The organism is Chimaeribacter sp. YP20170169 (assembly GCF_056739715.1).
Map to the genome: position 1 here is coordinate 1,510,091 of NZ_CP176824.1, position 15,444 is coordinate 1,525,534.

At 64.5% G+C, this 15,444-nt stretch carries 12 protein-coding genes and 1 pseudogene; 6 read left to right on the plus strand and 7 right to left on the minus strand.

What is annotated here, in order from left to right:
* Positions 1–112: 112 nt before the first annotated feature.
* The 5 genes and pseudogenes from ACK3SD_RS06670 to rhaB form a co-directional block, all read right to left on the minus strand.
* Entirely contained in the window at positions 113–1,267 is a 1,155-nt protein-coding gene (locus ACK3SD_RS06670; protein WP_481127200.1) for an iron-containing alcohol dehydrogenase, read from the minus strand.
* A gap of 119 nt (positions 1,268–1,386) precedes the next feature.
* The gene (gene rhaM / locus ACK3SD_RS06675; protein ID WP_137762819.1) at positions 1,387–1,701 is read right to left on the minus strand and encodes an L-rhamnose mutarotase; all 315 of its coding nucleotides are present in this window, start codon (positions 1,699–1,701) and stop codon (positions 1,387–1,389) included.
* Between the two features lie 51 nt (positions 1,702–1,752).
* Positions 1,753–2,901, minus strand: coding sequence for a lactaldehyde reductase (fucO, locus tag ACK3SD_RS06680; RefSeq protein WP_481127201.1), 1,149 nt, complete (start codon positions 2,899–2,901; stop codon positions 1,753–1,755).
* 84 nt (positions 2,902–2,985) lie between these two features.
* Positions 2,986–4,245 carry an L-rhamnose isomerase gene (locus ACK3SD_RS06685; RefSeq protein ID WP_481127202.1) on the minus strand — a complete coding sequence of 420 codons (1,260 nt, stop codon included), beginning with the start codon at positions 4,243–4,245 and terminating at the stop codon, positions 2,986–2,988.
* Positions 4,242–5,713 (minus strand): annotated as a pseudogene (gene rhaB / locus ACK3SD_RS06690) (rhamnulokinase). The gene ACK3SD_RS06685 and the pseudogene rhaB overlap by 4 nt, the downstream one beginning before the upstream one ends.
* Before the next feature lie 381 nt (positions 5,714–6,094).
* On the opposite strand from rhaB, the gene rhaS reads away from it, so the two are divergent.
* Together rhaS and rhaR are read left to right on the plus strand one after the other, a co-directional pair.
* Positions 6,095–6,913, plus strand: a complete 819-nt coding sequence (rhaS, locus tag ACK3SD_RS06695) for an HTH-type transcriptional activator RhaS (protein WP_137762823.1) — start codon at positions 6,095–6,097, stop codon at positions 6,911–6,913.
* A gap of 50 nt (positions 6,914–6,963) precedes the next feature.
* Positions 6,964–7,836, plus strand: coding sequence for an HTH-type transcriptional activator RhaR (rhaR, locus tag ACK3SD_RS06700; protein ID WP_481127203.1), 873 nt, complete (start codon positions 6,964–6,966; stop codon positions 7,834–7,836).
* A 52-nt stretch (positions 7,837–7,888) separates the two neighbouring features.
* On the opposite strand, the gene metG is transcribed toward rhaR, so the two are convergent.
* On the minus strand, positions 7,889–9,919 hold the full coding sequence (gene metG, locus ACK3SD_RS06705) for a methionine--tRNA ligase (RefSeq protein WP_137762824.1): 2,031 nt from the start codon (positions 9,917–9,919) through the stop codon (positions 7,889–7,891).
* A 161-nt stretch (positions 9,920–10,080) separates the two neighbouring features.
* Between metG and apbC the strand changes: the two genes are divergently transcribed.
* Entirely contained in the window at positions 10,081–11,193 is a 1,113-nt protein-coding gene (apbC, locus tag ACK3SD_RS06710) for an iron-sulfur cluster carrier protein ApbC (RefSeq protein WP_137762825.1), read from the plus strand.
* Positions 11,194–11,242: 49 nt separating this feature from the next.
* Here the strand turns inward: apbC and ACK3SD_RS06715 are convergent, their stop codons facing one another.
* Positions 11,243–11,899 (minus strand): phosphatase PAP2 family protein, encoded by a 657-nt coding sequence (locus ACK3SD_RS06715; protein ID WP_481127204.1) that lies wholly within the window; start codon positions 11,897–11,899, stop codon positions 11,243–11,245.
* 293 nt (positions 11,900–12,192) lie between these two features.
* On the opposite strand from ACK3SD_RS06715, the gene udk reads away from it, so the two are divergent.
* The 3 genes from udk to asmA are packed head-to-tail and all read left to right on the plus strand — an operon-like array spanning position 12,193 to position 15,315.
* Positions 12,193–12,834 carry a uridine kinase gene (udk, locus tag ACK3SD_RS06720; protein ID WP_137762827.1) on the plus strand — a complete coding sequence of 214 codons (642 nt, stop codon included), beginning with the start codon at positions 12,193–12,195 and terminating at the stop codon, positions 12,832–12,834.
* 26 nt (positions 12,835–12,860) lie between these two features.
* Positions 12,861–13,442, plus strand: coding sequence for a dCTP deaminase (gene dcd / locus ACK3SD_RS06725; RefSeq protein WP_137762828.1), 582 nt, complete (start codon positions 12,861–12,863; stop codon positions 13,440–13,442).
* Between the two features lie 37 nt (positions 13,443–13,479).
* Positions 13,480–15,315, plus strand: a complete 1,836-nt coding sequence (gene asmA / locus ACK3SD_RS06730; protein ID WP_481127205.1) for an outer membrane assembly protein AsmA — start codon at positions 13,480–13,482, stop codon at positions 15,313–15,315.
* The last annotated feature ends 129 nt before the right edge of the window (positions 15,316–15,444 follow it).

The following is a 15,444-nucleotide window of genomic DNA, read 5'->3' on the forward strand; positions in this document are numbered from 1 at the left end:
ATCAGGTTTTATCATGCAACCGCCCGCCACAAAAAAGCGGCGTCACAGCACAGAGGGATGGAAAACGGCCGGGTGGCAGCGGCGAGGTGGGCGTACACCCCGCCGTGGCGGGTCAGTAACTCAGGCTCAGGATGCGGCGCGCCTTCACCTCGTCGATGTCCTGATGCTCGCCCTGCGGCAGCAGGTTGAAGCGGCGCAGGTTCGCCAGCACCTCGTCGATGCAGGTTTCCGGCAGGCCGTAGGCACTGAGGCGGCTCTTCACGCCCATCTCCTCGAAGAAGTCGCGGGTCAGGTCAATCGCGCGGGTGATGCGCGCCTGCTCATCGCCCTCCGTCACGCCCCAGACGCGTGCCGCGTACTGCAACAGCTTCAGCCGTTTGGTGTCACGCTGCACGTGCAGCAGGGAGGGCAGCAGCACCGCCAGCGTCTGGGCGTGGTCGAGGTCGTAGAGCGCGGTGAGCTGGTGGCCGATGCGGTGGGTGGCCCAATCCTGCGGCACGCCGACGCCAATCAGGCCATTCAGCGCCAGCGTCGCCGACCAGGTGACGGTGGCGCGCACGTCATAATTTTCGTGGTCGGTGAGCGCCTTCGGCCCCTCCTCAATCAGCGTCAGCAGCAGCCCCTCGGCAAAGCGATCCTGCACCTTGGCGTAGACCGGGTAGGTGAGATACTGCTCAATCACGTGCACGAAGGCATCCACCACGCCGTTCGCCACCTGGCGCGGCGGCAGGGTGTAGGATTTACGCGGGTCGAGGATGGCAAAACGCGGGTAGAGCGCCGGGTGGCTGTAGCCCACCTTGGCGCCCAGGCCGGTGTGGGTCACCACTGCCGTGGGGTTCATCTCCGAGCCGGTGGCCGGCAGGGTCATGATGCAGCCGAGCGGCAGCACCTGCTGCGGCGGCTGGCGTTTCGACCACATCTCCCAGACATCGCCTTGGTAGTGCGCCGCCACGGCGATGAACTTGGTGCCATCCACCACCGAGCCGCCGCCGACCGCCAGCAGGAAGGTGATCTCCTTCTCACGCACCAGCTCTACCGCCCGCATCAGGGTATCAACATGGGGATTTGGCTCAATGCCGCCGAACTCATACACCTCGCGGCCGCCAAGCGCCAGCCGCGCCTCCTCCAGCGTGCCATGCTTTTTGGCGCTGCCGCCGCCATAGGTGATCAGCACCCGCGCCTCCGGCGGGATGTGCTGGCCGGCGTCAGCGATGCGTTGGGTGCCAAACAGGATGCGAGTCGGGTTGTAGTAATCAAAATTGAACATGCGTTTTTCCTTAGTCACGTCAGCAAAACAGTGCGGGCATCTGGTGTTCAGGGTAGCCGGTTTTGCGGCGGGCGGAAGGGGGAAGTGTGCGCACCGGGCGGGTGCCCGGCGGCAAGGGGTCACTCGAGGTAGAACACCTCGCGCAGGTCGTCGCTGACCGGGCTGTTGTCCGGGTTACTGGGCATCACGTCCGCCATGTGCTTCCACCACTGCTGGCAGATCTCCGTCTGTGCCACGGCAGCCCAGCGCGCCTCGGACTCAATCTCCACAAAGCCAAACAGTAGATGACGCTTCTCATCCAAAAAGATGCTGTAGTGGTGCGCGCCATGCTGCTTCAGCACCTCGGCCAGCTCCGGCCAGATCGGGTTGTGGCGGCGCTGGTACTCCGCGTGGGCATTGGGGTTGACCTGCATCACAAAACTTTTCCGGATCATCTTCGCTCCTCGGGAAGGCCGGGCGCAGGCGCGCCCGGCGGGATAGGGCGCTCAGAGCGCCTGCAAATAGAGTGCACGCACCTGCTCGCGGCTGGCGGGCTGCGGGTTGCAGGGGGCGCAAGGGTCGGCCAGCGCGTTGTCGAGCCAGCCCTCAATGTCCTGCTCGCGGATGCCGAGCGCCCGGAAGCCGGCCGGAATGCCGACCTGCGCCGAGAGCGCGCGGATGGCGTCAATCGCCGCCTCGCTCGCCTGCTCCTCCGTCATGGTCTGGGTATCGACGCCCATTGCCTGCGCCACGCGGGCAAAGCGCGCCGCCGCCGCCGGGCGGTTGAACGCCTCCACCACTGGCAGCAGGATGGCGTTGCAGACGCCGTGTGGCAGGTTGTGGGTCGCGCCCGGCTGGTGCGCCAGCGCATGTACCAACCCCAGCCCGGCGCTGTTGAACGCCATGCCAGCCAGGTATTGGCCGTAGGCCATCATTTCGCGCGCCTCGCCGTCGTCGCCCTGCGCCACCGCACGCGGCAGCCAGCGGCTGATGACGCGGATCGCCTCCAGCGCCGAGTGGTCGGTCAGGGTGTGCGCGCCAAGGGAGACGTAGGCCTCAATGGCGTGGGTCAGGGCGTCCATGCCGGTGGCGGCGGTGACCGGTGCCGGGATGGCGCGCATCACCGCCGGGTCATCCACCGCGATGTCCGGGATTAGGTGGGTGCTGATGATCACCTCCTTGACGTGCCGCTGGCTGTCGGTGATCACCGCATTGCTGGTCAATTCGGCGGCGGTGCCGGCGGTGGTGTTGATCGCCACCAGAAACACGCCGGGCTGCGCCACCTTGCCGACGCCCGCGTAGACGGTGGCCGGGCCGGGGTTGGCGGTGAGGATCTTGATCGCCTTGGCAGTATCAATCGGGCTGCCGCCGCCGAAGGCGATCAGGTAGTCGCACTGGTGGTCGAGGAAACTGGCGTAGCCAGCGTCCACCAGCTCGGAGGTGGGGTTGGGGGTGACGTCCCGGAACAGCGCATAGGGCAGGCTGGCGGCCTCCAGCCCGGCAAACAGGCCATCCAGCAGGCCGAGATCCACCAGCTGGCCATCGGTGACCACCAGCGCCTTGCCCGGCGCGCGCTGCGCCAGCAGGCTGACCAGATCGGCAATCGCCCCTTCGCCGTGCAGGCTGATTTTTGGTAACGCAAGCATAAAACTCATGGCAAAACCCTCTTAAAGAGAAAGATAAGACTGTTTTTGCCGTGAGATCTGGATCTGGGGCCGGGCCAGCCGGCCCCCACTCAATCAGGCGCGCTGGGCCAGCACGCCGCGTTCGTAGCCGCGCACTGTCTCCAGCCACTGGCTGCCGACCGGCACGTTGTGGCGCTGGCAGTAGACATCCCACACCGCCTGCCACGGCAGCGATTTCTGCTCCTCAAGCAGCGCCAGCCGGCCGGTGTAGTCGCCCGCCTGCTCCAGCTGTTTCAGCTGCTCGGTCGGCTCCAGCAGCGCGCGCAGCAGCGCTTTCTTCATGTTGCGGGTGCCGATGACCCACGCGGCAATGCGGTTGATGGAGGCGTCAAAGAAGTCGAGGCCGATGTGCACGCGGTCAAACAGGTCGTGGCGCACGATCTCATTGGCGATCGCCTGCGTCTCGTCATCCAGCAGCACCACGTGGTCGCTGTCCCAGCGCACCGGGCGGCTGACGTGCAGCAGCAGGCGCGGCACGAACAGCATCGCGCTGGAGATCTTGTCGGAGATCACCTCGGTCGGGTGGAAGTGGCCAGCATCCAGACAGAGCGCGGTCTGGCGGCTGGCGGCGTAGCCGAGGTAGAACTCGTTGGAGCCGACGGTGAAGCTCTCGGCACCAATGCCAAACAGCTTGCTCTCCACCGCGTCGATGTGGTGGCGGCTGTCCAGCTTCTCGCTGATCACCTCATCCAGTGCGCTAAGCAGGCGCTGGCGGAAGGCCAGACGATCGACGGTCAGGTCTTTCATGCCATCCGGCACCCAGATGTTCATCACCGACGGCGTGCCTAGCTCGCGGCCAAAGTAGGCGGAGACGCGGCGGCTGGCCTGACAGTGCTCAATCCAGAATTGGCGCACCTCCGGGTTGGCGCTGGAGAGGGTAAAGCCGTCGGCGCTCAGCGGGTGGGAGAAGCAGGAGGGGTTGAAGTCCAGCCCCAGCTGGTGGTCACGCGCCCACGCCACCCAATTGGCGAAGTGCTGCGGCTCAATCTCGTTGCGCGCCACCGGCGCGTCAGACTCCAGGTAGATGGCGTGCAGGTTGAGGCGCTTAGGCCCTGGGATCAGTGCGAACGCCTGCTCAAGATCCGCACGCAGCTCCTGGGCATTGCGCGCCTTGCCGGGGTAGTTGCCGGTCGCCTGAATGCCGCCGGTCAGGCCACCGGTGGGGTTCTCAAAGCCGGCGACGTCATCGCCCTGCCAGCAGTGCATGGAGACCGGCACGTGGTCGAGGGCAGCCAGCGCCGCCTCGGCGTCAATGTTCAGGGCGGCAAAGCGCTGTTTTGCCAGTTCCCAGGCCTGGTCGATGGATGCGGTCATACTGAATACTCCTCATGAGCGTGGCTGAGCGCCTCAAAACGGCGACAGTGGGTATCAAAATCAGGGTGGGTCTGCGGCGTGTAGCGGCGCAGCGGGAAGTTGTGGGCCAGCAGGCGGCGGTAGTCGGCGGCGTCTTTGACATCGCCCAGCGCCATCAGCTGGCAGCCGATGTTGCCGAGCGTCGAGGCCTCCACCGGCCCGGCGGTGACGGTCAGGCCACAGGCGTCGGCGCACAGCTGGTTTAGGAAATCGTTCTGGCTGCCGCCGCCGACAATGTGCAGCTGCTGCAAGGGCGCGCCGCGCAGCTCGCCCAGCTCGCGCGCCACTTGGCGGTAGGTGAGCGCCAGGCTGTCAAAGATGCAGCGCGCCAGCGCCGCCGCCTCCTGGGGTTCCGGGTGCTGCTGCTCGCGGCAGGCACAGCGGATCTCCTCGACCATCGAGACCGGGTTGATGAAGCGCGCGTCGTTGGGGTTCACCAGCGAGGTGAAGGCTGGCTGTTGCGCCGCCGCCGCCACCAGCGCCGGAATGTCGCTTACCGCCAGCTCGCGGCAGACGCACTGCAACAGCCACATGCCCATAATGTTTTTCAGCACCCGGTAGCGCCCCTCAATGCCGCCCTCGTTGGTCATGTTGGCGCGGCGGGCGGCGGCGTGGGTGTAGGGACGATCGCTGTCGATGCCAATCAGCGACCAGGTGCCGGAACTGAGGTAGGCGCAGTCGTCACCGGCCAGTGGCGCGGCGACCACCGCGCTGGCGGTGTCATGGGTCGCCACTGAGACCACCGGCACCCGGCGGCCCGAGGGGCTGCCCAGTGGCCGAGGGCGCGCCCCGGCTGGCTTGGCGTGCCAAACCAGCGCTCGGGGGCACCGGCGTAGTCCAGCAGCGTGCGATCCCAGTCGCCGCTGTGCACATCCAGCAGTTGGGTGGTGCTGGCGTTGGTGTACTCCCAGTTCAGCTCGCCGGTCAGGCGGTAGTGGAAGTAGTCCGGCATCAGCAGCAGGTGGGCGGTTTTTTCCACCCACTCCGGCCGCTGGCGGCTGAGCGCCTTCAACTGGAACAGGGTGTTGAACGGCAGCAGCTGGATGCCGGTGCGGCCATAGAGCCACTCCGCGCCCAGCTCGCGCACCGCCTCGGCCATGATGCCGTCGGTGCGGTGGTCGCGGTAGGAGACCGGCAGGCCGACGCGCTCGCCGTCGGCATCGATCAGCACGAAGTCAACGCCCCAGGTGTCGATGCCGATGCTGTCCAGCTCGATGCCCGCGGCGTCAATCAGTTGCAGGCCGTGGCGCATCTGCTGCTCCAGGTTATCCACATCCCAGATGTGATGCCCGTCGCGCTGCACCAGCTGGTTGGTGAATCGGTGCATCTCTTTGAGGGTAATGCGGCGGCTGCCGGTGTGGAAGCTGGCGAGCATCACCCGCCCGCTGGAGGCGCCTAAATCCACTGTGGCGATATTGCGTACGGTCATCGTGGTTATCCCTTAACAGACTATGCAGCGAGTGTAGGGAGTGGCGCGCCGCGCCACCTTCCGGTGAGTGCCACCCGCCAAAAGCGGTTGGCAAAATGGCAAAGATCGTCGTGAAACAGATCACATTTCCCGGCCATCGATCCTTTGGCCACAGTTGTTAATGGGATGTGATCTGCCACACAGTTCGCAACCAAAGCGGCCAAATCTTGAAAAAATGACCGCATTCACGCCACGGTCTGCCGCCATTTCAAGGCAGTGGGGACGGGCGGCGCTTTACACTGCGACCTATTCAGATGAGCGATTGGTCTGCTTGCATTATTTTGATTCATTGATGTTCCATGCCCGCGGCTGGCGGGTGGACGACTGACCGGAGGCACCAAAATGACGTTACTGGCAGGTGATGAATTTTTTGCGTCCAGGGCAATGACCGTGACGGTGGAACCCCGCGCGCCGCAGCTGCCCTTCCCGGAGCACCACCATGACTTCTACGAGATTGTGCTGGTGGAGAGCGGGGCGGGGGTGCACATCTTCAATGACCGCCCCTACACCCTGTGCAGCGGCACCGTCTGCTTTGTGCGTGACCGCGACCACCACCTGTTCGAGAACGTGGAGGGGCTGCACCTGACCAACGTGCTCTACCGGTCACCGCACGCCTTCCGCTTCCTGACCGGCATTGACCGCTTCCTGCCGCAGGAGAGCGAGCAGGTGCACTGGCACATCGGGCAGGGGGCGTTGCAGGAGGCGCGCCGCCACATCCAGACGCTGGCACAACTGGCCGCCGACCCCAGTGATGCTGGCGTGGCGGCCAGCGAGGGGCAGTTCCTGCAACTGCTGCTGCTGTTGCACCGCAGCTGTTGCCAGCAGGGCGCGACTGGCGGGCGTGATGCCAACGTGCAGGCGCTGCTGCGCTGGCTGGATGGCAACTTCACCGAGGAGGTGGATTGGGGCGAGCTAGCGGATCGCTACTCGCTGGCGTTGCGCACCCTGCACCGGCAGGTGAAGCAGCACACCAGCATGACGCCGCAACGCTACCTGAACCGCTTGCGGCTGCTGGAGGCGCGCCGCCGGCTGTTCCAGACTGACCAGAGCATCACCCAGATCGCCCATGAGTGTGGCTTTGGCGACAGCAACCACTTCTCCACCCAGTTCCGCCGCGAGTTTGCCGTCTCGCCGAAGATGATGCGTAACAGTGTGCGCTGACACGCAAATTTCCCGGCCCGCCCCCGTGCGGCGGGCGGCGTTATGGCAGGATGGGCGTTTGCCTTCATGCCGGGGACGCCGACACCATGCCGCCGCTGAAACTTCAGCACCAAGACTACTTCCTTACTGACCAGCAGGTGGTCAGCGTGGCGGAGCGCCACCCACAGCCGCTCTTCCCGCTGCACCACCATGAATTTGACGAGCTGGTGATCGTGTGGCGCGGCAACGGCCTGCATCTCTGGAATGACGTGCCCTATCGCATCACCTGCGGTGACCTGTTCTACGTCAACGCGCGTGACCGCCACAGCTATGAGTCGGTCAATGGGCTGGAGCTGGACAACATCCTGTTTATGCGTGACCGGCTGCGGCTGCCCGCCGACTGGCCGGCGCTGCTGCCGGGATCGGGGGTGGCCCAGCCAGAGCGCTACTGGCGGCTGAGTATGCTGGGGATGGATGCGCTGCGCTGCAAAGTGGACGCGCTGGCGCAGGAGAGCATGAAGTCTGACCCGATCTCCTTGCAGTTGGCCGAGGCGCTGCTGCTGCAACTGGCGCTGCTGTTGCAGCGCTACCGCCACCGGCCAGACAGCGCCGAGCTGGCCGATGCCCAGCAGATGGATCTGCTGATGCTGGCGTTGCGGGGCAGCATCGCCACCCCGTTCCAGTTGGAGGCCTTCTGCGCGCGCCACCAGCTTACCCCGCGCACCTTGCGCGCGCTGTTCAAGCAGCAGACCGGCATGAGCATCAGCCAGTACCTGCGCCAGCTGCGGCTCTGCAACGCGATGGCGCTGCTGCGCCACGGGCGTGGTTCCATTGGCGAGGTGGCGGCGGCCTGTGGCTTTGAGGACAGCAACTACTTCTCGGTGGTGTTCAACCGCGCCTTTGGCGTCGCGCCGCGCGACTACCGCCAGCGTTTCCAAGGCTGAAAAAAAGGGGGCGCGGCCACTGGCCACGCCCCCTGCGGTTGCGGTGAAGCGGTTACTTCACCTGCATCCCCGGCTGTGCGCCGCTGTCCGGGCTAAGCAGGAAGATCTCCTTCCCACCTGGGCCAGCGGCCATCACCATCCCTTCCGAGATGCCGAAGCGCATTTTGCGCGGCGCGAGGTTGGCAACCATGATGGTCAGGCGGCCCTCCAGCGCTTTCGGGTCTGGGTAGGCGCTGCGGATGCCGGAGAAGATCTGGCGCTTCTCGCCGCCCAGATCCAGTTGCAGCCGCAGCAGCTTGTCGGAGCCTTCCACGAAGTCCGCCTGCTCAATCAGCGCGATGCGCATGTCGACCTTGGCGAAATCGTCAAAGGTGATGGTCTCCTGAATCGGGTCATCCGCCAGCGGGCCGGTGGCCGGTTTGGCGGCCGCCGCCATGTCCTCTTTCGAGGCGTTGACCATCTCTTCCACCTTGGCCAGCTCAATGCGGTTGAACAGCGCCTTGAACGGCTGGACGCGGTGGCCCAGCAGCGGGGCCTGAATCTCATCCCATGCCAGCGGCAGGCGCAGGAACGCCTCGGCGCGCTCGGTCAGGGACGGCAGCACCGGCTTCAGGTAGGTCATCAGCACGCGGAACAGGTTGATGCCCATCGAGCAGATGGCTTGCAGGTCGGCGTCACGCCCCTCCTGCTTCGCCACCACCCACGGGGCCTGCTCATCCACGTAGCGGTTGGCGATGTCCGCCAGCGCCATGATTTCACGGATGGCGCGGCCAAACTCGCGGCTCTGGTAAGCCTCGGCGATCGAGGCACCGGCGTCGGTGAAGGTCTTGTAGAGCGCCTCATCCGCCAGCGTATCCGCCAGCTGGCCGTCAAAGCGCTTGGTGAGGAAGCCCGCGTTGCGGGACGCCAGGTTGACCACCTTGTTGACGATGTCGGCGTTGACGCGCTGGACGAAGTCCTCCAGGTTCAGGTCGATATCATCAATGCGCGAGGAGAGCTTCGCCGCGTAGTAGTAGCGCAGGCAGTCGGCATCCAGGTGCGACAGGTAGGTGCTGGCCTTGATGAAGGTGCCGCGCGACTTGGACATCTTCGCGCCGTTGACCGTCACGTAGCCGTGCACGAACAGGTTGGTCGGTTTGCGGAAGCCGCTGCCCTCCAGCATCGCCGGCCAGAACAGGCTGTGGAAGTAGACGATGTCCTTGCCGATGAAGTGGTACAGCTCAGCCTCGGAATCCTTCTTCCAGTACTCGTCAAAGTCAAGGTCGCCGCGCTTGTCGCATAGGTTCTTGAAGGAGCCCATGTAGCCGATCGGCGCGTCCAGCCAGACGTAGAAATATTTGCCCGGTGCGTCCGGGATCTCAAAGCCGAAGTAGGGCGCGTCGCGGGAGATGTCCCACTGTTGCAGGCCAGACTCAAACCACTCCTGCATCTTGTTCGCCACCTGCTCTTGCAGCGCGCCGGAGCGTGTCCAGGCTTGCAGCATGGCGCTGAAGGAGGGCAGGTCGAAGAAGAAGTGCTCGGAGTCACGCATCTCAGGCGTCGCGCCGGAGACCGCGGATTTCGGGTCGATCAGCTCGGTCGGGCTGTAGGTCGCGCCGCACACTTCGCAGTTGTCGCCATACTGGTCAGGCGATTTGCATTTCGGGCAGGTGCCCTTGACGAAGCGGTCAGGCAGGAACATGCCCTTTTCCGGATCGTAGAGCTGCGAGATGGTGCGGTTCTTGATGAAACCGTTCTCTTTCAGCCGGGTGTAGATCAGCGAGGAGAGCTCGCGGTTTTCGTCGCTATGGGTGGAGTGGTAGTTGTCATAGCTGATACCAAAGCCGGCGAAATCCTGTTGGTGCTCCTGGCTCATCTCCGCAATCATCTGCTCCGGCGCCACGCCCATCTGCTGGGCCTTGAGCATGATCGGCGTGCCGTGCGCGTCATCCGCGCAGATAAAGTGCACCTGGTTGCCGCGCATCCGCTGGAAACGAACCCAGATGTCTGCCTGAATGTGCTCGAGCATGTGGCCGAGATGGATAGAGCCGTTGGCGTACGGAAGTGCGCACGTCACCAATAATTTTTTCGCGACTTGAGCCATAGTGTGGAATTGTTTTCTGTTTGAGGAAAAAGGGCCTTCGATGTTACCCGATCGCGGCGCGGCTCGCCAGACAGGTTTCTTGCCGCGGTACACGGCAGCGGCAGGGCGGATCTGGTATGCTTGCACTATTTCTCGTTGGCAACCGTTCCTAAGGAGTCGGGATGTTCCCTAAATCCCCTGAGCAGAATACCCCGGTGGCGCTGCGCGCTGTGGTCACACGCGAGCTGGCCGCTTTTACCCATCCGACACTCAAGCAGGATCTGGCCGCGCTAAAGGCGATCCACCACTGCGCGGTACTGGATGGCGTATTGCATGTGGAGTTGCAGATGCCCTTTGCCTGGCAGGGCGCGTTTGAGGCGCTGCAACAGCAGATGAGCGCGCCGCTGATGCAGGCCACCGGCGCGCATGGCGTGGAGTGGACGCTGAAGCATGAGATCGCCACCCTGAAGCGGGTGGGCGACCGCCCCGGCATCAAGGGCGTGCGCAACCTGATCGCCATCAGCTCCGGCAAGGGTGGGGTGGGCAAGTCGAGCACCGCCGTCAATCTGGCGCTGGCGCTGGCGGCCGAGGGGGCGAAGGTGGGGGTGCTGGACGCCGACATCTATGGCCCGTCGGTGCCGAACATGCTCGGCACCCAGCACGAGCGCCCGACCTCGCCGGATGGCACCCACATGGCGCCGATCATGGCGCACGGGCTGGCGACCAACTCCATTGGCTATCTGGTGGATGACGAGAACGCCATGGTGTGGCGCGGGCCGATGGCCAGCAAGGCGCTGTTGCAACTGTTGCAGGACACCCTCTGGCCCGATCTCGACTATCTGGTGCTGGACATGCCGCCGGGCACCGGCGACATCCAGCTGACGCTGGCGCAGAGTGTGCCGGTGACCGGCGCGGTGGTGGTGACCACGCCGCAGGACATCGCCCTGCTCGACGCCATGAAGGGCATCGTGATGTTCAACAAGGTGGATGTGCCGGTGCTGGGGATTGTTGAGAACATGAGCATGCACATCTGTAGCAACTGCGGCCACCATGAGCCTATCTTCGGCACCGGCGGTGCTGAGACGCTGGCGCAGAAGTACCAGTGCGAGCTGCTCGGCCAGATGCCGCTGCACATCGCGCTGCGCGAGGATCTGGATCGCGGTGAGCCGACGGTGATTGCCGATCCGCACGGCGAGCTGGCTGGCCTCTACCGCGCGCTGGCCGGGCGCGTGGCGGCGGCGCTCTACTGGCAGGGTGAGCCGATCCCTACCGAGATCTCCTTCCGCGCGCTGTAATTGGCGCAATAAAAAAGCCCGCCTAGGCGGGCTTTTTTGTGGCTGCGAATCAGTGGAACCTGACCTGCCCATCCGCGGCGGGCAGGTAGTGCCGCATGCCATGCAGGTCGGCGCGGGTGAAGGGGCGGGTCGCCGGCGAGATGGCGACGGCGATGCGCTCCAGCAGCCCCTGCGTCGGCGCCACCTTGCCGGTGTTGATCAAAAACAGCGGCACCAGCAGCGCCAGCGCCAGCTGGCCGTAGGAGAGGCGCGGCGCGGCGGCGGAGGTCTGCAACAGCAGGAAGGTGGTGCTGATGGTGAAGCCCAGCGTCAGGCCAGCCACCACTTCCGCCGGTGAGTGGACGTGGATCACCAGCCGCGAGTAGCCGACGAAGAACGCCAGCACATAGCCAGCCAGAATGGCAGTGACGCGCACCGGGCGCGACAGTCGGCCGGTCAGCATCCACATCAATACCGGCCAGATGCTGGAGGAGAGCGCCGAGTGGCCGCTAAAGCCGGTGAAGTCAAAGCGGCGGCTGCCAATGCCCCAGCCCATAAAGGCCAGCTTGGAGAGGCAGACCAGCCCGCCAGCGATGCCGAACAGCAGCATCCACTGCCAGGTGGCACGGCGCGTCTCGGGATTCGCCAGCAGCAGCACGATAATCAACGCCGCGCAGGGCAGCAGCAACATGCTGTCGCCGAAATAAGTTAACCAGTGCCAGTTCATGCGGTCTTGTGTCCCGAAAAGTGGTGGTGCCGGATGCGGCGCGCGCGCCAGTGTGGAGAGCGGGCCTGCGGCGGGCAATTTACCGTATGTTAACTTAAGAGGTTCAATAATCAGTAGTATGATTGTTCTTAAAAGTGGCCATGCCGCGCCACCAAGTTGCGATCTGCCTTCCAGCCCCGCAAGGCCGCGCCCTTTATGCTGGCAACCCACCCCGTAACTCCCTATAATTGCCGCGATCAGCGTCCCAGCCGGGGCGCGCCTTTCCCACAATGAATCAGGTCTTTAAAATAGCTATGACTGACAAGCCCCACCAATGCGTCATTATCGGTATCGCCGGCGCTTCCGCCTCAGGTAAAAGTCTTATCGCCAGTACCCTCTATCGCGAACTGCGCGACCAGGTGGGCGACGAGCACATCGGCGTCATCCCTGAGGACAGTTACTATAAAGACCAGAGCCACCTGACGATGGAAGAGCGCCGGGCAATCAACTATGACCACCCGGGCGCGATGGACCATAACCTGCTGTTCCAGCACCTCCAGATGCTGAAGGCCGGCAAGCCGATTGAGCTGCCGCTCTACAGCTACGTCGAGAACACCCGCAAGCCGGAGACCATCCACCTGAAGCCGAAGAAGGTGATCATTGTCGAGGGCATCCTACTGCTGACCGACATCCGCCTGCGTCAAGAGATGAACTTCTCCATCTTCGTTGATACCCCGCTGGATATCTGCCTGCTGCGCCGCATGAAGCGCGACATCAACGAGCGCGGCCGCTCGCTGGACTCCGTGATGCAGCAGTACCAAAGCACGGTGCGCCCGATGTTCATGCAGTTCATCGAGCCTTCCAAACAGTATGCTGACATCATCGTGCCGCGCGGCGGCAAGAACCGCATCGCCATCGACATCCTGAAAGCGAAAATCAGCCAATTTTTTGAATAGGCGTCGTGACGCCAAGGAAGAGACCCATGAGACTCTGCGATCGAGATATTGAAGCCTGGATGGACGAGGGGCGGCTGGCCATCACGCCGCGCCCGCCGGTAGAGCGCATCAGCGGGGCCACCGTGGATGTGCGCCTCGGCAACCAGTTCCGCGTGTTCCGCGGCCACACCGCGCCCTACATCGACCTGAGCGGCCCGAAGCATGAGGTGAGCGCCGCGCTGGATCGCGTAATGAGTGATGAGATCGTGCTGCCGGAGGGGGAGGCCTTCTTCCTGCACCCCGGCGAGCTGGCGCTGGCGGTAACGCTGGAGTCCGTGACGCTGCCGGCGGATCTGGTGGGCTGGCTAGATGGCCGTTCCTCGCTGGCGCGTCTGGGCCTGATGGTGCACGTGACCGCGCACCGCATCGATCCGGGCTGGCAGGGGCGGATTGTACTAGAGTTCTATAATTCAGGTAAGCTGCCCCTGGCGCTGCGCCCCGGCATGATGATCGGCGCGCTCAGCTTTGAACCGCTGTCCGGCCCCGCTGCGCGACCTTACAACCGTCGCGAGGATGCCAAGTACCGCGACCAGCAGGGCGCTGTCGCCAGCCGTATCGACAAGGATTAGCCCTCACGACGGCGGGCGGCTTCACGATGAGGAAGGCATGAGAAGACTACTGACCACGTTGGCTATTCTGTTGTTGGTGCTGGTGGCAGGGATGACCGCCCTGGTGCTGCTGGTGAACCCGAACGATTTCCGTCAATACATGGCGCGGCAGGTGGAGCAGCGCAGCGGCTACCAGCTCGCGCTGGAGGGCGATCTGCGCTGGCATGTCTGGCCGCAGCTCAGCATCATCGCCGGGCCAATGACGCTGACGGCGCCGGGCGCGCAGGCGGCGGTGGTCACGGCGGAGAACATGCGCCTTGACGTGAAGCTGTGGCCACTGCTCTCCCACCAGCTGGCGGTGAAGCAGGTGATGCTGAAGAACGCCGTCATCCGCCTGACGCCGGAGAGCGAGGCCCGCCAGCAGGATGCGCCGGTGGCCCCGGCTGGCCAGCCAGCGGAGGTGGGCGACAACGCCCACTGGCAGTTTGACATCGACAGGTTGCAGGTGGCCGATAGCCTGCTGGTCTGGCAGCGCGCCGACAATAGCCAGATCAATGTGCGTGACATCAACCTCTCCCTGACCCAGCAGGATCACCGTCAGGCGGAGATCACCCTCTCCAGCCGCATCAACCGTGACCAGCGTGATCTGGCCTTCTCCCTCGCCGGACAGGCGGATCTCTCGCGCTTCCCGCAGGCGATCAGCGGGCAGATTGCACGTTTCGACTACCAGTTGGAGGGCGCGGGCATCCCGCCCGGCGGCATCAAGGGGCAGGGCAGCGTACAGGCTAGCTACCAGCAGTCGCCCGCCTCCCTGACCCTGCGTGAACTGTCACTGTCGGCCAATGAGAGCCAGTTGCGCGGCGAGATCAGCGCCCAGTTGGAGGGAACGCCCCGTTATCAGGTGGCATTGACCGCCGATCGCCTCAACCTGGATGCCCTCAGCGGCTGGCAGGCGAGCGACGATGGCTCCGCCCAGCGCGGCCAGACCGTCACCTCCACGCCAGTGATTGCCCGTGTGCCGCATCTGGAGGCCAATGAGCTGGCGGCACTGGCGGACTTCGACGCGCAGATTGGCCTGCAAGCCACCAGTCTCACTTGGCGCGGTTTGCAGGTGCAGCAATTTAATGTGCAGGCGGACAACCAACGCGGGCAGGTGGCGCTGCGTACCCTCTCCGGCACGCTGGGGCAGGGAACCTTCTCCCTGCCCGGCACGCTGGACGCCACCGGCGATCGGGTGCGGCTGGCGCTGGCACCGGTGCTGCATCAGGTGGAGCTGACGCCGCTGCTGCGCGCCGCTGGCCTGCCACAGGCGCTGAGCGGCCGCTTCTCCCTGACGGGCAATCTGGCGGGTGAGGGGCTGACGGCAGAGGATGTCAACCGCCGCTGGCAGGGGCAGGCGGAGATGTCAATGGAGGGCGCGCGCCTGCAAGGGCTGAATATCCAGCAGCTGATCCAGCAGGCGGTGGCGCGCAACAACGGTGGGGTGCAGGGGCAGGATCGCTACGAGCGTTATACCGAGGTCGATCGGTTGAGTGCCCACGGCGATCTGAAAGAGGGCGTCATTGCCCTCAGCAACCTGGAGGCGGTCTCGCCGCTGCTGACCATCACTGGCGCTGGCACCCTCAGCCTGCCGGATGAGCAGTGCGACGTGGCGCTCTCCACCCGCGTCACCGGTGGCTGGCGCGGCAACAGCAAGCTGATTGAGGCGCTGGGCCGCACCGCCGTGCCACTGCGAATTTATGGGCCGTGGGCACAGCTCAACTACCAGCTCAAGGTGGATGAGGTGCTGCGCAAACAGCTCCAGCAGGAGGCGAAGCGCGCGTTGAAAGAGTGGGTGGAGAAGAACCGTAACAGCGTTGACCAGCCGTTAAACAAGTTGCTGAAACACAACTGATCCCCCGTGCACTCATCCCTTCCTGAAACGCCGCCGGCTCGCCCGGCGGCGTTTCTCTTTTTTGCCTACTTCATCCTCTTCTGCTTTGACGGGAATCAGTATCGCACTGGCCGATTTTCGGCACAGTCG